At 68.9% G+C, this 17,676-nt stretch carries 18 protein-coding genes; 10 read left to right on the forward strand and 8 right to left on the reverse strand.

Features of this window, described 5'->3' with window-relative positions; genetic code table 11:
• Window positions 1-2: 2 nt before the first annotated feature.
• Window positions 3-980: a UDP-glucose 4-epimerase GalE gene (gene galE, locus ACUSIJ_RS09985; protein ID WP_449308231.1), complete on the reverse strand. Its 978-nt coding sequence runs from the start codon at window positions 978-980 to the stop codon at window positions 3-5.
• 142 nt (window positions 981-1,122) lie between these two features.
• Between galE and ACUSIJ_RS09990 the strand changes: the two genes are divergently transcribed.
• A complete protein-coding gene (locus ACUSIJ_RS09990) occupies window positions 1,123-1,467 on the forward strand; it encodes a DUF1491 family protein (protein WP_449308232.1) in 345 nt (114 codons plus the stop codon).
• 209 nt (window positions 1,468-1,676) lie between these two features.
• Here ACUSIJ_RS09990 and ACUSIJ_RS09995 read toward each other — a convergent pair whose 3' ends face one another.
• Window positions 1,677-2,597, reverse strand: a complete 921-nt coding sequence (locus ACUSIJ_RS09995) for a LysR substrate-binding domain-containing protein (RefSeq protein WP_449308233.1) — start codon at window positions 2,595-2,597, stop codon at window positions 1,677-1,679.
• A 224-nt stretch (window positions 2,598-2,821) separates the two neighbouring features.
• Between ACUSIJ_RS09995 and ACUSIJ_RS10000 the strand changes: the two genes are divergently transcribed.
• Window positions 2,822-3,241: a DoxX family protein gene (locus ACUSIJ_RS10000; protein WP_449308234.1), complete on the forward strand. Its 420-nt coding sequence runs from the start codon at window positions 2,822-2,824 to the stop codon at window positions 3,239-3,241.
• 76 nt (window positions 3,242-3,317) lie between these two features.
• Entirely contained in the window at window positions 3,318-3,833 is a 516-nt protein-coding gene (locus ACUSIJ_RS10005; protein ID WP_449308235.1) for a VOC family protein, read from the forward strand.
• A 6-nt stretch (window positions 3,834-3,839) separates the two neighbouring features.
• On the opposite strand, the gene ACUSIJ_RS10010 is transcribed toward ACUSIJ_RS10005, so the two are convergent.
• Window positions 3,840-4,367 (reverse strand): YcgN family cysteine cluster protein, encoded by a 528-nt coding sequence (locus tag ACUSIJ_RS10010; RefSeq protein ID WP_449308236.1) that lies wholly within the window; start codon window positions 4,365-4,367, stop codon window positions 3,840-3,842.
• Window positions 4,368-4,567: 200 nt separating this feature from the next.
• Here ACUSIJ_RS10010 and ACUSIJ_RS10015 point away from each other — a divergent pair, with 200 nt between their 5' ends.
• From ACUSIJ_RS10015 to ACUSIJ_RS10035, 5 genes are all read left to right on the forward strand, one after another.
• Window positions 4,568-6,823: a transglycosylase domain-containing protein gene (locus ACUSIJ_RS10015; RefSeq protein WP_449308237.1), complete on the forward strand. Its 2,256-nt coding sequence runs from the start codon at window positions 4,568-4,570 to the stop codon at window positions 6,821-6,823.
• A gap of 94 nt (window positions 6,824-6,917) precedes the next feature.
• Window positions 6,918-7,496, forward strand: coding sequence for a DUF1214 domain-containing protein (locus tag ACUSIJ_RS10020; RefSeq protein WP_449308238.1), 579 nt, complete (start codon window positions 6,918-6,920; stop codon window positions 7,494-7,496).
• Window positions 7,493-8,137, forward strand: coding sequence for a DUF1254 domain-containing protein (locus ACUSIJ_RS10025; RefSeq protein WP_449308239.1), 645 nt, complete (start codon window positions 7,493-7,495; stop codon window positions 8,135-8,137). The genes ACUSIJ_RS10020 and ACUSIJ_RS10025 overlap by 4 nt, the downstream gene beginning before the upstream one ends.
• Window positions 8,138-8,211: 74 nt before the next feature.
• The gene (locus ACUSIJ_RS10030; protein ID WP_449308240.1) at window positions 8,212-10,047 is read left to right on the forward strand and encodes an ABC-F family ATP-binding cassette domain-containing protein; all 1,836 of its coding nucleotides are present in this window, start codon (window positions 8,212-8,214) and stop codon (window positions 10,045-10,047) included.
• A complete protein-coding gene (locus ACUSIJ_RS10035; protein ID WP_449308241.1) occupies window positions 10,044-10,856 on the forward strand; it encodes a TrmH family RNA methyltransferase in 813 nt (270 codons plus the stop codon). Before ACUSIJ_RS10030 ends, ACUSIJ_RS10035 begins: the two co-directional genes overlap by 4 nt.
• A gap of 55 nt (window positions 10,857-10,911) precedes the next feature.
• Here the strand turns inward: ACUSIJ_RS10035 and ACUSIJ_RS10040 are convergent, their stop codons facing one another.
• The 4 genes from ACUSIJ_RS10040 to ACUSIJ_RS10055 are packed head-to-tail and all read right to left on the reverse strand — an operon-like array spanning window position 10,912 to window position 14,271.
• Window positions 10,912-11,517, reverse strand: coding sequence for an HD domain-containing protein (locus ACUSIJ_RS10040; RefSeq protein ID WP_449308242.1), 606 nt, complete (start codon window positions 11,515-11,517; stop codon window positions 10,912-10,914).
• A 2-nt stretch (window positions 11,518-11,519) separates the two neighbouring features.
• A complete protein-coding gene (locus ACUSIJ_RS10045) occupies window positions 11,520-12,149 on the reverse strand; it encodes a DNA-3-methyladenine glycosylase I (RefSeq protein WP_449308243.1) in 630 nt (209 codons plus the stop codon).
• Window positions 12,142-13,035: a CAF17-like 4Fe-4S cluster assembly/insertion protein YgfZ gene (gene ygfZ, locus ACUSIJ_RS10050; protein WP_449308244.1), complete on the reverse strand. Its 894-nt coding sequence runs from the start codon at window positions 13,033-13,035 to the stop codon at window positions 12,142-12,144. The genes ACUSIJ_RS10045 and ygfZ overlap by 8 nt, the downstream gene beginning before the upstream one ends.
• A gap of 3 nt (window positions 13,036-13,038) precedes the next feature.
• Window positions 13,039-14,271 (reverse strand): argininosuccinate synthase, encoded by a 1,233-nt coding sequence (locus ACUSIJ_RS10055; RefSeq protein ID WP_449308245.1) that lies wholly within the window; start codon window positions 14,269-14,271, stop codon window positions 13,039-13,041.
• Window positions 14,272-14,473: 202 nt separating this feature from the next.
• Between ACUSIJ_RS10055 and aroA the strand changes: the two genes are divergently transcribed.
• Window positions 14,474-15,829 carry a 3-phosphoshikimate 1-carboxyvinyltransferase gene (gene aroA, locus ACUSIJ_RS10060; RefSeq protein WP_449308246.1) on the forward strand — a complete coding sequence of 452 codons (1,356 nt, stop codon included), beginning with the start codon at window positions 14,474-14,476 and terminating at the stop codon, window positions 15,827-15,829.
• Complete coding sequence (cmk, locus tag ACUSIJ_RS10065; RefSeq protein WP_449308247.1) at window positions 15,826-16,458, forward strand: (d)CMP kinase; 633 nt, start codon at window positions 15,826-15,828, stop codon at window positions 16,456-16,458. Before aroA ends, cmk begins: the two co-directional genes overlap by 4 nt.
• Here the strand turns inward: cmk and ACUSIJ_RS10070 are convergent, their stop codons facing one another.
• Window positions 16,459-17,505, reverse strand: coding sequence for a CorA family divalent cation transporter (locus tag ACUSIJ_RS10070; RefSeq protein WP_449308248.1), 1,047 nt, complete (start codon window positions 17,503-17,505; stop codon window positions 16,459-16,461).
• Window positions 17,506-17,676: the final 171 nt, after the last annotated feature.

The raw sequence follows: 17,676 nt of genomic DNA on the forward strand, positions 1-17,676 counted from the left end.
TTTCACCGCTGGCGGGCGAGCCGCTGTTCCCACTCCCAGGCGTGGCGGATGATGACCGGCAGGTCGTCGAAGCGCGGCTTCCAGCCGAGTGCGGTGATGCGTCCGTTGGCGGCGATCAGCGACGCCGGATCGCCGTCTCGCCGGGCGGCATCGCGGGCCGCGAGGGGCCGGCCGGTGACGGCGCGCACGGTGGCGAGGACGTCGTGCACCGATGCGCCGCGTCCGTAGCCGCAATTGAGCGTCAGGTTGCCGCCGCCGCCGCGCAGATGCGCGAGCGCCAGCGAATGGGCGCCGGCGAGGTCGGAGACATGCACGTAGTCGCGCAGGCAGGTGCCGTCCGGCGTCGGATAGTCCTGGCCGAAGACGTCGACGTGCGGCCGCCGCCCCAGCGCCGCGGCGAACGCGACCTTGATGAGATGGGTCGTGGGCGTGGACTGGCCGGCACGCCCCAGCGGATCGGCGCCCGCGACGTTGAAATAACGCAGGATGGCGAACTGCAGGCCGTGAGCGCGCGCGGTGTCGCGCAACATCTGCTCGACCATGAGCTTCGACCAGCCATAGGGGTTGATCGGCGCAAGCGGCGCCTCCTCCGGGATGGGCGACACGGCGGCGTCGCCGTAGATGGTCGCGGTGGAGGAGAAGACGAAGCGCCTCACGCCGTGCCGCACCGCCGTGTCGATGAGCGTGCGGGTCCCGGCGGTGTTGTTGAGGTAGTAACCCAGCGGATCGGCGACCGATTCGGGCACGCTGATGCGCGCGGCGAAGTGGACGATCGTGTCGACGGCGTGCTCGCGGACGATGCGCGTGGTCAGTTCCCTATCGGCGATGTCGCCCTCGAAGAACGGAACGCCGGCGGGAACCGCGCCGCGCAACCCCGTCGACAGGTTGTCGAGCGCGACGGGCGTTTCGCCGCCGTCGAGAAGTTCGAGCACCATGTGGCTGCCGATGTAACCGGCGGCGCCCGTGACAAGAACGGCCATTGAGGCTCCCGCGCCATGCGTTCATTGTTATGCGCCTGCCCACCGGCCGGACGAGTCCGTTCGATCGGAAAGCGCTCTGGTTCATGCGCATGGTTTAGAGTGCGTGTGGGGAAAAATCACCCCATTAATGAAAGGTGTGGCGATGCGGCTCAAGAGCGGGATCTGGGTGGCGGCCTATCTGCGCCGCTGCGCGGTGGAGGGGGCGTTCGCGGTGCTGCGCCGGCGCGGCGCGGAGGAGGCGGGCGCGATCTTCGTGCTGGTCGACCGCCTCGACGGGACGGTGGCGCTCTACGGCCCGGCTCCGCAGAGCCTTGCCGGCGAGGAAACGGGCGTGCGGCTGTTCGCTCCCCTGCCGCTGAAGCCCGAGCCGACGCCCGCCGCGGCCCAGGCGCGGCTGCAGCGGGAACTGGAGTTCGATTCCGATCTGTGGATCGTCGACGTCGAGGACCGCCAGGGGCGGCATTTCCTTGATCTGGCGCGGGAGTAGAGCGGCGGGCATTCGGACGGAATCGTTCCGCCGTTCTATCCATTTGTTTACGCATCAAGTTTTCCCGAAAGGTGCACACACTTTCCGGCTTGATGCTGTAGAGCGCTTTCCGATCAAATGGGATCATGTGATCGATGAGAATTCGCTCAAAGGGAAGAAGCGAGAGAATTTCACGGTTTCCGTGAAATGGTGAAACCCTCGGGCGCCCGTCACACCGGCAGGCCCTCGTCCCACGGCGGCGAGGGCGAGAATCGGGCCGTCAGGAACTCGACCAGCGCGCGCACCTTGGCCGGCGGCCGGCGGTCGTGCGGAAAGACCGTGTAGACGCCGCCCGCCTCCACCACCGGGTGGTCGAGGGCGATGACCACAAGGCGTCCGGCGCGCACCGCATCGCCGACGAGGAAGGTCGGCTGGTAGATGATGCCCTGTCCGGCCTCGGCCGCGATCACCAGCACGTCGCCGTTGTTGACGCGCAGATTGCCGGACACGCGCGCCGTCTCGCCCGACGGGCCGAAGGGCCAGCGGTCGGTCCCGACGCGTTGCGACAGCGTGTAGCCAAGGCAGTTGTGGCGGCCGAGCTCACCGACGGAGCGCGGCGTACCATGGCGGGCGAGATAGTCCGGCGAGGCGCACAACAGGTTGCGGCACGGGGCGAGCTTGCGGGCGATGAGGCGCGATTCCGCCAGCATGCCGATCCGCACCGCGATGTCCCAGCCCTCCTCGATGAGGTCCACCACGCGGTCGTTGAGGCCGAGTTCGATGTCGAGTTGCGGATGCGCCACCTGAAAGGCCGGCAGCAGCGGGGCGATCTGGCGGATGCCGAACGAGAACGGCACGTTGAGCCGCAGCACGCCGTGGGGATCGACATTGCCGGCGCCCGCCTCGATCTCCGCCTCCTCGACCTCGGACAGGATGCGCAGACAGGCCTCATGGAAGTTGCGCCCGGCGTCGGTCAGTGTCAGGCGGCGGGTTGTGCGGTGCAGCAAGCGGGTGCCCAGGCGCGCCTCCAGCGCCGCGACATGCTTCGTCACCATGGTCTGCGACAGGCCCGAAAGCCTTGCTGCCGCAGTGAAGCTGCCCGAGGCCACCACCTTGGTGAAGACGCTCATGCCGGTCAGCCTGTCGAGCATGGGAAACACTCCGTTGCATGATGATCTCACACCAATAGTTATAATTATTATGCACGAAGACGTGATTAACGTCAGCCGTGCAATAGACCATATTGCATTGCAGTATAGTTGAGCGATGGCGCGCCGCCCCGCGCCGTCCCGGACGGAGGCATCTGCGACGTCCGGCTTCCGCGGCCTGCCGGTCGCGCATCTTTTGCCCGCATTCCTTGCCAAGGAGAATTGTGATGTCCCTCACCGCGAAACTTGATTCCTACAGGCCGCAGGCCCTTGCCGTCCTGCGCATCGCCTCGGGCCTTTTCCTGCTTCAGCACGGGCTGTCGAAGCTGATCCGGTTCCCCTATGTCGAGGCGCTCGCCAACGTGCCGCTGCTGTCACAGCTCGGCATCGGCGGTATCATCGAGGTTGTCGGCTCCGTCCTGATCATTCTCGGCTTCTATACGCGCCCGGCGGCGTTCGTTCTCTCCGGCCTCACCGCCGTGGCCTATTTCCAGTTCCATGCGCCACGCGGCTTCTATCCGCTCACCAACGGCGGCGAGCTGGCGGCGCTGTTCTCGTTCGTGTTCCTCTATCTCGTCTTCGCCGGTCCCGGCGCGTGGAGCCTCGACGGCAAGCGCGAGCAGGGACAGCTGGCGCTCGCCCGCTGAACGTCGGACAATGCCGGGTGCGCATCGTGCACCCGGCACGGGGTGCCGGCCGTCATATAAAAACGTGGAGGGTATCATGAGCGGGCTTCCCGCCATCGAGCCGGAGCGCACGCCCCGCCCCATCGATCCGGGCGTGCGTATCGGCCATGTCCATCTCAAGGTCGCGGATCTCGACCGGGCGCTGGCGTTCTATTGCGGCGTGCTCGGCTTCGAGCTGATCCAGCGCTATGGCAGCCGGGCGGCGTTCATCTCGGCCGGCGGCTATCACCACCATATCGGCCTCAACACCTGGGAGAGCGCCGGCGGGCAGCCTCCCGCGCCGGGCACGACCGGCCTCTATCATCTGGCGATCCTCTATCCGACGCGCGCCGCGCTCGCCGACGCGCTGCGCCGGCTGACGGCGGCGGGCATCGCGCTCGACGGCGCCAGCGACCACGGCGTCAGCGAGGCGCTCTACCTGCGCGACCCGGACCAGAACGGCGTCGAGCTCTACCGGGACCGTCCGGAGGAAGAGTGGCCGCGCAACCACGACGGCAGCCTCGCCATGGTGACGGAACGGCTCGACCTGCAGGCGCTGCTCGCGGCGGGATGAGGGCCTTCAGCCGCCGCGGCCGCGCTTCTCGCGCTTGCGCCGGCGGCTCGGGCCGGCCTCGGCCGCCTCGGCTTCGGGGGTGAGCATCGGCCAGTGGACGATGCGATCGGGCAGATCGTCGATGGCCACGTCGTCCTCGCTCGCCGCCACCCGCCCGCGCACCGACACGCCCGCCGCGTGCACCGTCTCCGGATCACCCGAGACGAGCGGATGCCACCAGTAGAGGTCCGCGCCCTCGCGCACGAGCCGGTAGGCGCAGGTCGGCGGCAGCCATGTCAGGCGGGCGACTTCCGCCGGCGTGAGGCGGATGCAGTCGGGAACCAATGCCTGCCGGTGTGCGTAATCCCTGCAGCGGCAGGCGCCGGCGTCGAACAGGCGGCAGGCGACATCGGTGGCATAGATGCGGCCGGTGTCCTCGTCTTCCAGCTTGACGAGACAGCAGCGTCCGCAGCCGTCGCACAGGGATTCCCATTCCCGCTCCGACAGTTCATGCAGTTTCTTTGTCTTCCAGAACGGTAAGCCGGGTTCCGTCAAAGTCACTCTCCGGCAGGCCGATGCCTGCACTGTATTGCAGTGTGCTGCCACTATATATGTGAGGTTGCCGCCACACGCGCCAGCGAATTGGCGTTCCGGTTAAGGATGTCAATCTTTGCTGTACGGGATGCGATTGCGGTGACGGCCAAGGTGTTTTACCACTGAGACGGTCTTCGGCTTCGCTCAGGGGAGCGATTGCGGTGTTCAAGTATCGTAAGGTGCCCCTCTCTACCCGCTTCAAGCGCGCCGCGCTTGCCGTTGACTCATGGATTGACGCTTCCCTCTATAACGCAGGTTCCGGGTTTGGCGAAATCTGGCGGCGGATATCGGCGCGCATGGACCGGCTCGCCGTCAGCGGCACGCGCCGTGTGCTGGTCGAGCTCGCCAGCGAGGGCACGACGCTGTCGGTGGCGGGCGGCATGCTGCTGCTCGCCTTCGCCCAGCCCGCCTTCGAGGAAACCACCGAGGACTGGCTGAAGAAGCCGGAATTCGCCGTCACCTTTCTCGACCGCTACGGCAGCGAGATCGGCCGGCGCGGCATCCTGCACGACGATTCGCTGGAGCTCGACGAGTTTCCCGACCTGCTGGTCAAGGCCGTTCTGGCCACCGAGGACAGGCGCTTCTACCAGCATTTCGGCATCGACGCCGTGGGCACGTTCCGCGCCATCTCCGCCAACGCGCGCGCCGACGGGGTGGTGCAGGGCGGCTCGTCCATCACCCAGCAGCTCGCCAAGAACCTGTTCCTCACCAACGAGCGCTCGCTCCAGCGCAAGATCAACGAGGCGTTCCTGTCGCTGTGGCTCGAATCGCGCCTCACCAAGAACGAGATCCTCAAGCTCTATCTCGACCGTGCCTACATGGGCGGCGGCACCTTCGGCGCCGCGGCGGCGGCGGAGTTCTACTTCGGCAAGTCGGTGCGCGACGTCACCCTGCCGGAAGCGGCCATGCTCGCCGGCCTGTTCAAGGCGCCGTCCAAGTACGCGCCCCACGTCAACCTGCCGGCCGCCCGCGCCCGCGCCTCCGACGTGCTGGGCGCGATGGTCCTTGCCGGCTTCATCAGCGAGGGCCAGGCCGAGATCGCGCGGCGCAACCCCGCCACGCCCATCGACCGCGTGCGCGACGCAAGCCCCGACTATTACCTCGACTGGGCCTTCGACGAGATCCGCGCCATGGCCGGCGAGGGCGCGCTCAAGGGCGAGCGGGTGCTGGTGGTCAAGACGCCGCTCGACCTCTCCCTCCAGCATCTGGCGGAGAACGCGCTGGAGGAGGGATTGATGCAGGAGGGCAAGCGCTGGGGCGTGAAGCAGGGCGCCATCGTGGTGCTCGACCCGGACGGCGCGGCGCGCGCCATGGTGGGCGGGCGCGACTACGGCGAGAGCCAGTTCAACCGCGCCACCGGATCGCTGCGCCAGCCGGGATCGTCGTTCAAGCCGTTCGTGTATGCCGCCGCCATGATGGACGGGCTCGTCAAGGAAGACAGCCCGATCGTCGACGGCCCGACCTGCATCGGCAACTGGTGCCCCAACAATTACGGCCGCAGCTACGCCGGCCGTACGACGCTGACCGTCGCCCTGCAGCGCTCGATCAACACCACGCCGGTGCGGCTCACGCTGATGATGGGCCACGGCAACGCCCGCAAGGGGCTGGCGCGCGTCATCGAGATGAGCCACCTCATGGGCATCACCACGGAACTGCGCAACACCGCGCCGCTGCCGATCGGCGCGGAGGGTGTGCGCGTGCTCGACATGGCGGCGGGTTTCGCGGCGTTCGCCAACGGCGGCCAGCGGGCGAAACCCTATGCTGCGATCGAGATCAGCAACGGCCACGGCGAGGTGCTGTGGCGCAGGAGCCGAGACGCCGCAGCCCCCATGCGTGTGCTCACCCCCGAGGTCGCCGAGGGCATGAACCGCATGATGACCCGGGTCGTCGAGGCGGGAACGGGCCGGCGGGCGCGCATCGACGGCGTGCCGGTCGCGGGCAAGACGGGCACCACCAATGCCTATCGTGACGCGTGGTTCGTGGGCTTCACGGGCAATCTCGTGGCCGCCGTCTGGCTCGGCAACGACGATTACAAGCCCGCCAACCGCATGACGGGCGGCACGCTGCCGGCCCAGATCTGGCAGTCGCTGATGGCCCCGGCGCATCGCAACCTGACCATCCGCCCGGTGCCGGGTGTGGAGCCGTCCGCCGGCGTGGTCGTGGCGGCGCCCGCCGAGGCCGGCGAGGATGGCGGCGGAAGCGTCAATCTGTCGCGTCAGTCCTATAATCTGCTGCAGGGGCTCGGCACGCTGTTCCGCGAGGCGGAGAAGGCCGGGACCCAGCCGACCGCGGAAGCGCCCGAGGCCGCCCCCGCCCGGCAGGCCGCTGCCGGGGCGGACACCGACGTGCGCGAGGGGCTGCGCCGCCTCGCCGCGAGCGGTGCGCTCGGGCCGTTCCTGCCGTCCACGCCGCCGTGACGCGCGGATGATGTCGGGGACATGCTTGCGGGGCTCATGATCATCGGTGATAAACCAAGCCGTCGTCGTTTTCTCGGTTTCGCGTGTTGATTCCTTGCGTACGGTCCTTCTCATCCTCGCCGCGCTCGCCATCGCCGCCGTCACAGGGCTCGGCTCGGCGTATTATCTGACGGCGGGCGCGCCGCCGTTCGGCGAAGTGCGCGCCGGACCGTGGGCCGCGTGGCCGCAGATCGGCGCCGCCGCGCTCGACCCCTATGCGCGGGCGATCGTGGCCCGGGAAGGGTCGCTGCCGCTCGGCGCGGGCGAGGGACTGGCGTTCCACGCGACCCAGGACAGCGAGGGGCGGCGGCTGCGCGGCGCGTGCCTCTACCGCGTGAACGGCGGCGTGCCGGTGTCGCGCGCCTGGACCCTGACCGTGTTCGACGCCGCCGGCAACCTGCCGGCGAACGCCACGGGCCGCAACGGCTTCACCTCGCACGAGATCCTGCGCGCGCCCGACGGGACCGTCGACATCGTACTGTCGCGCGAGGTGCAGCCGGGGAACTGGCTCATGCTGCCCGCTACCGACGACGTACACCTCGTGCTGCGGCTCTACGGCACCTCGGTTTCGGCGATGACGGGGGCGGTCGAGGTGGGCAGCCTGCCCCGGATCGACAGGCTGGCGTGCCCATGAAGCAGACCCGCGCCCTCAAGATCGACAGCGCGCTGGGCCTCCGGCGCGACACCGCTCCGCGCCGCCGGCCCTGGCAGATGCTCGCCCGCTTCTCCGGCGCGGTTCTGTATGCGCTCGTGTTCGGCCTGACGCTCGGCGCGCTGGTGCACATCGTCACGGTGTTCGCCATTCCGTACATCGGGTCCAGCGACGCGGTCAGCAGGCTGTCGCGGGAAGCGGCGGCGGCCCGCCTGCCGGAGCCGGTGGAGCCGGGCAACGGCGTCTTCAACCCGCCGTGGCCGGACCCGGCCTTCGTCACGATGGTCTGCCGCTTCGATCTCGGCAAGGGCCCGCAGCGCATACGCGCGCGCGCGCCGGACGGCTTTGCCGGCCTGTCGCTGCACGCGCCGGGCGGCGGCGTGCTCTATGCCGTCACCGACGAGGTGGCGCAGGAGGGCGAACTGTCCCTGCTGGTGATGACGCCCGATCAGGCCATGGACATCGCAGGCGGCGAGGGCGCGGACGTGCGCTTCGTCCTGCCCGCCCGGCACGGCATGGCGGTGACGCAGGGGCTTGCCGTCTACAGGGTGATGGCGCCGCTGCCGAGCCTGCGCGAAAGCGCGCGCGCCGTCGCCTCCAGCCTGCGCTGCGAATCCTACTGAGCGAAGCCCGGGGCCGATGGCATGAGCCGCGGATGCCGCTGGCATATGCCGCCGATCCCGGCTATTGAGACGCCATGGCTCCACCTCCTCTGCTACTGCTTCAGGATATCCACCTCACGTTCGGCGGCACGCCGCTGCTCACCGGCGCGGAATTGTCCGTGTCGCCGGGCGAGCGGCTGTGCCTCGTCGGGCGCAACGGCTCCGGCAAGTCGACGCTGCTCAAGATCGCGGCGGGGCTGGTCGCGGCCGATGCCGGCACGCGCTTCATCCAGCCGGGCGCGACGGTGCGCTATCTGCCGCAGGAGCCGGATCTTTCCGCCTTCGACACCACGCTGGCCTATGTCGAGGCGGGGCTCGGCCCGGGGGATGACGCCTACCGCGCCGCTTATCTGCTGGAACAGCTCGGCCTGACCGGCGCGGAAAATCCGACAGACCTCTCGGGCGGCGAGGCGCGCCGCGCCGCGCTCGCCCGGGTGCTCGCGCCCGAGCCCGACATCCTGCTCCTGGACGAGCCGACCAACCACCTCGACCTGCCGGCCATCGAATGGCTGGAGAGCGAGATCCGCGCCATGAAATCGGCGCTGGTGCTGATCAGCCATGACCGGCGTTTCCTCGAAAACCTCTCGCGCGCCACCGTGTGGCTCGACCGGGGAACCGCGCGCCGCCTCGACAGGGGATTTGCGGCTTTCGAGGAATGGCGCGACACGGTGCTGGAGCAGGAGGAAACCGAGCACCACAAGCTCGCCCGCAAGATCGCCGCCGAGGACGACTGGATGCGCTACGGCGTCACGGCGCGGCGCAAGCGCAACATGCGCCGCGTGCGCGAACTCGCCGACATGCGCAAGCAATTCCGCGAGCGCCGGCGCGCGACGGGCTCGGTCAACATCACGGTGACGGAAGCGGACACCTCGGGCAAGCTCGTCGTGGAGGCGAAGAACCTGCGCAAGAGTTTCGGCGCGGGGGTGGACGAACGCGTGATCGTGGACGACTTCTCCATCCGCATCCTGCGCTCCGACCGCATCGGCATCGTCGGGCCGAACGGGGCGGGCAAGACGACGCTCCTCAACCTGCTGACCGGCGATCTCGCGCCCGACAGCGGCAGCGTGAAGCTCGGCGCCAACCTGCAGATGGCCTTCCTTGACCAGCGCCGCGCGACGCTCGCGCCCGAGACGACGCTCAAGGACGCGCTCACCGGCGGCGGCACCGATACGGTGACGGTGGGCGGGGTGGTCAAGCATGTCGCGAGCTACATGAAGGACTTTTTGTTCTCGCCCGATCAGCTGAACACGCCGGTTTCCGTCCTGTCGGGCGGCGAGCGGGGGCGGCTGATCCTGGCGCGGGCGCTGGCGCTGCCGTCCAACTTTCTGGTGCTCGACGAGCCCACCAACGACCTCGACCTCGAAACCCTCGACCTGTTGGAAGAGATGATCGCCGATTACCCCGGCACGGTCGTTCTGGTGAGCCACGACCGCGACTTTCTCGACCGGACGGTCAACGCCGTGGTGGTGTCGGAGGGCAAGGGGCGCTGGCAGGTCTATGCAGGCGGCTATACCGACATGCTGGCCCAGCGCGGCGAGGGCGTGACGGCACGCAAGGCGGAATCCAAGCCGGCCGAAAAGCCCGCCGGCAAGCCCGGCGCCGCGCCGTCCGCCGCGTCCGGGGCGGACAGGAAGCGCAAGCTCACCTTCAAGGAGAAGCACGCGCTCGAAACCCTGCCCGAGCGCATCGCGGCCCTGGAGCGCGACATCGCCAAGCTGCAGGCGCTGCTGGCCGACCGCGAGCTCTACACCCGCGAGCCGGCCAAGTTCGAAAAGGCCAACACGCTGCTGGCGCGGGCCGAGGAAGAGCGCGCCGCCTCCGAGGAGGAGTGGCTGCGGCTGGAGATGCTGCGCGAGGAGCTGGAGGGGTGACGCCGCGGCCCATCCGCGTCGACCGTGCGGATGATCCGCGCATCGAAGCCTATGTGAACATCCGCGAGCGCGATCTCGTCGGCCGGGGCGGGCGCTTCATCGCCGAGGGCGAGACGGTGCTCGCCGTGCTGCTGCGCCAGAAGCTGCACGCCGTCGAGTCGCTGTTCGTTCTCGACAGGCGCCTGCCGCTCATCGGCCATCTGCTGGCAAGCCTGCCCGGCGATGTGCCGCTCTATACGGCGAGCCGCGAGGTGATGGATGCGGTTGCCGGCTTTCCCATTCATCGCGGCGTGCTGGCGCTCGGGCGGCGCGGCGAGCTGGGGGAGGCGTCGGCCTTCCTCGCCCGGCTGCCGGAGCGGGCGCTCGTGGTCGGGCTCGTTGGGCTCGCGAACCACGACAACGTCGGCGGCATCTTTCGCAACGCCGCGGCCTTCGGCGCGGACGCGGTGCTGCTCGACGAGACGAGCTGCGATCCGCTCTACCGCAAGGCGATCCGCGTATCCGTGGGCGGGGCGCTCTGCGTGCCGTTCTTCCGCGCTGCCTCCGCCCATGCGCTCGTCGATCTGCTGGAGGGGGCGGGGTTCACGGTGCTGGGCCTGAGCCCGCGGGGGGAGGAGACGCTGTCGAGGCTCGCGCCGCCCCGGCGCGCCGCGCTGCTGCTCGGCACCGAAGGCCCCGGCCTGCCGGACGACGTGCTGGCGCGCTGCCGCACCGTTTCCATCCCCATGCACGGAACGTTCGACTCGCTCAATGTCGCCACCACGAGCGGCATCGCGCTGCATCACTTGGAGCATGCGCTAAGTTTTTGATTTGGAGCGAATTCTTATCGATCAGATGGTTCCATCTGATCGGAAAGCGCTCTCGTTACCCGTTGAGCGCGGCGTCGAAGCTCTCGAGAAAGCGCCGCTTGGCGGTCTCCGCGTCCCACGGCTCAAGGAACGCCTCGCCGCCGTGGGGCAGGGGAACGGGCTTGCCGAAGAAGCTGCGCGCCTCGTCCAGACCGAAGCCGGCAAGCCGCGTCGCCTCGTAGAAGGCGGCTGCCTGGTCGGCCCGCTTGATGATCCTCGCCACTTCCGGCACCGGCTGCGCGGCCAGGCCGAAACGGATGTGGATCGCGGCGAGCAGCCGCTTCTCGATATCCTTGTAGCCCTCGCCGAGAACCGCCTTGAACGGCGAGATGATATCGCCGACGACGTATTCCGCCCCGTCGTGCAGCAGCACCGCGAGCCGCGCCTCGCGCGACAGCGCCGGGCCCGCCGTTTCCGCGAACAGCGCCACCAGCAGCGTATGCTGGGCGACGGAAAAGACATGCGGCCCCAGTGTCTGCCCGTTCCAGCGTGCGACGCGGGCGAGACCGTGGGCGATGTCCTCGATCTCGACATCGAGCGGTGAGGGATCGATGAGGTCGAGCCTGCGGCCGGACAGCATCCGCTGCCAGACGCGCGGCGGTTTGGGTCCACGGGGAGCCATGGTCAGGGGCGGGGCGTGTCGGCCAGGGCGGCGCACTCGGCGTGGCGGCAGCAATCGACCATATGGTCGTTGACCATGCCGACCGCCTGCATGAAGGCGTAGGTGATGGTCGGGCCGCAGAACTTGAAGCCGGCCTTCTTGAGTGCCTTCGACATTTTTTGCGACGCTTCCGTTTCCGCCGGCACGTCCGCGCGGTGGCGGAACCGGTTGACGACGGGCCGGCCGTCGACAAAGTCCCACAGGAAGGTGCTGAACGAGCCGCGTTCCTGGATCGCGAGCCAGACGCGGGCGCTCGCCACCGCACCCTCGATCTTGGCACGGTTGCGCACGATACCGGCGTCCTGCATCAGCGCCTCGATCTTCGCCGCATCGAAGCGGGCGATGGTCTCGGGGTCGAAACCGGCGAAGGCTTTGCGAAAATTCTCGCGCTTGCGCAGGATGGTGATCCACGACAGGCCGGCCTGAAAGCCGTCGAGGACGAGCTTTTCATAGAGCGCCCGGTCGTCGTATTCCGGCACGCCCCATTCCTCGTCGTGATAGGCGAGGTAGAACGGGTCCGTGCCCGGCCACAGGCAGCGGGTCTTGCCGTCCGTGTGCAGCCGGACGAAATCGCTGGTGGGCTCATCATTCATGCGCGGGGCTTTCCTCGCCGGGGAACGGGAAGGTGACGAACGCCGGCCTGTCGAGCGTGAGCGCCACGCCGTCCGCCGTGATCGGCTCGCCGGCGGCGATCGCCTCCGCTGCGCGGTCGAGGCGCAGGCTCGCCAGCGCCCGGCCCGGAACGACCGAGCCGATGCGGCCCGACACCTTGCCGCCGGTCAGCACGTCCGCGCCCTCGGCCGGGCCGTCGCCGGCGAAGGCAACGGGCACGATGCGGGTGCGCGCGGTCTTGCGGTGGTGCATGCGCGAGACGACTTCCTGCCCGACGTAGCATCCCTTGTCGAAGGCGACGCCCGCGAGCTGGTCCATCAGCGCCTCGTGCGGGAAGGCGTCGTTCCACGGAAAGTCCCGGCCGCCTTCCGGCACGCCGAGCCGCACACGATGCGCGTGCCATCCGGCGGCGTCGTCGCCAGGTTCTGCGATATTGCCGAGCGCCGCGACGCGTTCGCGTTCGGCGATGATGCGCGTGCCCAGCATCGCAAGGCGCGGGTCGGGGTAGGCGATGCCGACGCCCGCGGGCGGCGCGTCGCCGCCCCACACCACGCCGACGCCCAATGTCTCGGACAAATCCTCGACAATGACTTTCGCGCGCAGCTTGTAGAAGGTGAGCCGTTTGGTCAGCACTTCCGCCTGATCGCGCGCGACGTCGAGCAGAAAACCGCCGCCGCGCTCCTCGGGGACGGCGACGGCGAGCCCCTCGAACAGGATCTTGCCCTGCGGGGTCAGCAGCCCGAACCAGCGCGCCTCGCCTGCGGCAAGGGTGTCGACGTGGCTGGTGACGAGGTTCTGGAGAAAGTGGCGGGCGTCCTCGCCCACCACCTTCACCACGCCCCGATCCGCAAGGTATGCTCTCGGCATGGACTAGAGTCCCAGTTTGCGCCTGCGCTGCGCCAGCGTGCGCAGTCTCAGCGCGTTGAGGCGGATGAAGCCCTGCGCGTCGCGGTGGTCGTAGGCGACGGCGCCGTCCTCGAAGGTCACGAGATCCTGATCGTAGAGCGAGAACGGGCTCTCGCGGCCGACGATGTGCACGCCGCCCTTGTAGAGCTTGAGCCGCACCCGGCCGGTGACGAATTCCTGGCTCGCGTCGATGAGCTTCTGCAGCAGTTCGCGCTCGGGCGAGAACCAGAAGCCGTTGTAGATGAGCTCGGCGTATTTCGGCATCAGCTCGTCCTTGAGGTGGGCGGCGCCACGGTCGAGCGTGATCTGCTCGATGGCGCGGTGCGCGTACCACAGGATGGTGCCGCCGGGCGTCTCGTACATGCCGCGCGACTTCATGCCGACGAAACGGTTCTCGACGAGGTCGAGCCGGCCGATACCGTTGACGCGGCCAAGCTCGTTGAGCTTCGTCAGCAGGGCTGCGGGCGTGAGCTTCTCGCCGTCGATGGCAACCGCATCGCCCTTCTCGAAATCGATGGTGACATAGGTCGGCTCATCGGGCGCGGCCTCGGGCGAGACGGTGCGCGAGAACACGTAGTCCGGCACTTCCTCGGCCGGGTCTTCCAGCACCTTGCCCTCGGAGGAGGTGTGCAGCAGGTTGGCGTCGACCGAGAAGGGGGCTTCGCCGCGCTTGTCCTTGGATATCGGGATCTGGTTCTGCTCGGCAAATTCGATGAGCTTCGTGCGCGAGGTCAGGTCCCACTCGCGCCACGGCGCGATCACGGTGACGTCGGGCTTCAATGCATAGTAGCCGAGTTCGAAGCGCACCTGGTCGTTGCCCTTGCCGGTGGCGCCGTGGGAGACGGCGTCCGCGCCGGTCTTTTCGGCGATCTCGATCTGCTTCTTGGCGATCAGCGGGCGGGCGATGGAGGTGCCGAGCAGGTAGAGCCCCTCATACTGGGCGTTGGCGCGGAACATCGGGAAGACATAGTCGCGCACGAATTCCTCGCGCAGGTCCTCGATGAAGATGTTCTCCGGCTTGATGCCGAGCAGCAGCGCTTTCTGGCGGGCGGGCTCCAGCTCCTCGCCCTGGCCGAGATCGGCGGTGAAGGTCACGACTTCCGCCTGATAGTTCGTTTGCAGCCACTTGAGGATGATGGAGGTATCGAGGCCGCCGGAATAGGCGAGCACCACTTTTTTCACGCGCTTGTCTGTCATCAGTCCGGTCCGTTGGGCGGGCAGATGGGGCCCGCGAATTCTGCGACTATAATGACCATCGCTTATCACGCAATCCGGCATATGCAACCATAATCCGGGAGAGAGCCGCCATCCCGTTTCGGCAGATGACGCACCGTGCGCCGTCTGCTAGGACGTCTGGGCAATCATCTCTTCAGAAGACCGTTGTCGAGGAACGCCGATCATGTCCACGAGCCATCCCGAACCGTTCGAGGTCGCCGCACGCCCGTCCGCGCCGCTCAGGGGGCGCGTGCGGGTGCCGGGCGACAAGTCGATCTCGCACCGCGCGCTGCTGTTCGGCCTGCTCGCCGTCGGCGAAACCCATATCACCGGCCTGCTGGAGGGCGAGGACGTGCTGCGCACCGCCGACGCCGTGCAGGCGCTGGGCGGCATCGCCGAGCGGCTCGGCGAGGGGGAATGGCGCGTGCGGGGCGTGGGTGTCGGCGGCCTGGTGGAGCCTGAAGAAACGCTCGACTTCGGCAATGCCGGCACCGGCTCCCGGCTCACCATGGGCGTCGTCGCGGGCCATCCGATCCGCGCCACCTTCGACGGTGACGCCTCGCTGCGCAAGCGGCCGATGCGGCGCATCGTCGACCCGCTGGTGAAGATGGGCGCGGTCGTCGAGGCGGAGGCCGAGGGCGGGCGCCTGCCGCTGACGATTCGCGGCCCCCGCGAGGCGGTGCCGATCGTCTACGAGACGCCGGTGCCGTCCGCGCAGATCAAGTCCGCGGTGCTGCTCGCGGGCCTCAACGCGCCGGGCCAGATCACGGTGATCGAGAACGAGGCCTCGCGCGACCACACCGAACGCCTGCTGCGCCATTTCGGCGCGAAAGTCGCCATCGAGCCCCACGGCACGCACGGCAGGCGGATCACGCTCACCGGCCAGCCGGAGCTCGTGGCGCGCGACATCGTGGTGCCGGCCGATCCGTCCTCGGCGGCGTTCCCGCTGGTGGCGGCGCTGATCGTGCCCGGATCCGAGATCGTGCTGGAGGGGGTGATGACCAACCCGCTGCGCACCGGTCTCGTCACGACGCTGCGCGAGATGGGCGCGGATATCGAGGAGTTGAACCCGCGCGAGGAGGGCGGCGAGACCGTCGCCGATCTCGTCGTGCGCGCCGGCACGCTCCGGGGCGTCGAGGTGCCGGCCGAACGCGCGCCCTCGATGATCGACGAATATCCCGTGCTCGCGGTCGCCGCCGCTTTCGCCACCGGCGAGACGCGCATGCGCGGCCTGCACGAGCTGCGCGTCAAGGAATCCGACCGCCTGCAGGCGGTGGCCGACGGGCTCACGGCGGCGGGCGTTGCTGTGCGCATCGAGGGCGACGACCTCGTCGTCACCGGCGGGGCGGGCGAGGTGCGCGGCGGCGGCGTGGCGGCGACGCATCTCGATCACCGCATCGCCATGTCGTTCCTCGTGCTGGGGCTCGGCGCGCGCGCGGGCATGCGCGTCGACGACGGCGCCATGATCGCCACGAGCTTCCCGGCCTTCGGCCCGCTGATGCGCAGCCTCGGGGCCGAGATCTCCGAGGCGGGCAGATGATCGTCGCCATCGACGGGCCGGCGGCGTCGGGCAAGGGCACGCTGGCGAAGCGGCTCGCCGCGCATTTCGGCCTGCCGCATCTCGACACCGGCATGCTCTATCGCGGCGTGGCGCGCATCATGCTGGACGAGGGCCTGTCGCTCGACAGCGAGGACGCGGGCGAGGCCGTGGCGCTGTCGTTCGAGCCGCAGCTCGTGGACGAGGAGCGGCTGCGCGGGCGCGAGATGGGCGAGGCGGCGTCGGTGGTCGCGGCGCATCCGCGGGTGCGCACGGCGCTGCTCGCCCTGCAGAAGGCGTTCGCCTGCCAGCCGGGCGGGGCGGTTCTCGACGGGCGCGACATCGGCACCGTGATCTGTCCGGAGGCGGATGTGAAGCTGTTCGTCACCGCGACTCCCGAGGTGCGGGCCGAGCGGCGGGCACGCGAATTCGCGGCGCGCGGCGAACAGGTGGCCTTCGACGGCATTCTGGCGGAGATCCGCCAGCGGGACGAGCGCGATTCGCATCGTTCCTCCGCGCCGCTGATCGTCGCGCCGGACGCCGTCGTGCTCGACACCTCGGCGCTGGATGTGGCCGGCGTCGTGGAGGCGGCGCTCGCCGTCATCGCGGCGCGGCGCGCCGGGCGGGATTGATCACCGGCGCCCGATGAACCGGCGCAGCACGAGATAGGCCGCCAGCATGCTGAAGGCGAGCAGCAGCAGGCTCCACCAGAATCCGCCCCCGGTCTCGTCCAGCGGCAGGCTGGCGACGTTCATGCCGAAGATGCCCGCGATCAGGGCCGGCGGCATGAAGAAGGTCGTCACCATGGTGACGATGTAGAGGCTGCGGTTCGATTCGTTGGCGATCCGCGTCGAGATCTCGTCCTGCAGGATCTTGGCGCGCGCCTGTTCGGCGACGGTGTCGTGGTCGAGCACGTCGAGCCGCTCGCCGAACGCCTGCAGCGCCTGCCGGCGCACGGCGAAGGGCATGGGCGTTTCGGCCCGCTCGAACTGGAACAGCGTCTGGCGCAGGATCAGCGTGTGCCGGTGGATGCGCGCCAGCGACCGGCGCATCGGGCCGAGCACGGAGGCGGTGCTCGCCCCGATGCGTTCGCCGAGCACGTTGTCCTCGATGTTGTCGAGTTCGTCGGAGGCCTCGACGCTCATGGCCTCCAGCCGCTGCACCATATGGCCGACGAGGTCGGTGACGAGCGACAGCGGATCGGCGTAGGACTTGCCGCTGTCCGTCGCCGCGACGACCTCGGCGACCGCCGTGATCTTCCGCCGGCGGCCGGTGATGACGTAGTTCCCGCCGAGGATGGTGTGCAGAAAGGTCATCTCGTCCGTCGGCTTGTCGAAGGCCAGCGCGCTGTCGGGCAGGCTGAAGTTCAGCACGCCGTCGACGCCCGCCACCGTGTGCCGGGTGGCGCTGTCGGTGAAGCGCTGCCGCAGGGCCTGGGGCACGAAGGCGAGGCTGTTGATCCAGGCACGGGCGCGCGCATCGACGAGATCGACGTGGATCCACACGAAGCCGCGCGGCTTGCCCGCTTCCTCGGGGCCGAGAAGCGTCTCCGGATCGACGGCGGGCGGCTTGTCCTCGCTGATGCCGATCCAGCGGGCGGCGCCGGTGCCGTTGAACTGACAGAGCCACATCGTGTCGCGCGTGTCGCTGCCGACCGTTTCCAGGGGTTTGTGCTGCATGGCCTGCCTTTCGCGTCGTCCTGTCGATAAAAGCCGATGGGGCCGGACGTCGGTCCGCGCGCATCCGGGCAATGTATCGATGCTTGTGCGCGCTATATCTGACGCAATTGTGACGTAAATATCGCTTTATCAGTCAATTATGCCGATTTTCCGGTCAGGGCGCGGGGGCGC

Source organism: Pseudochelatococcus sp. B33, assembly GCF_053570585.1.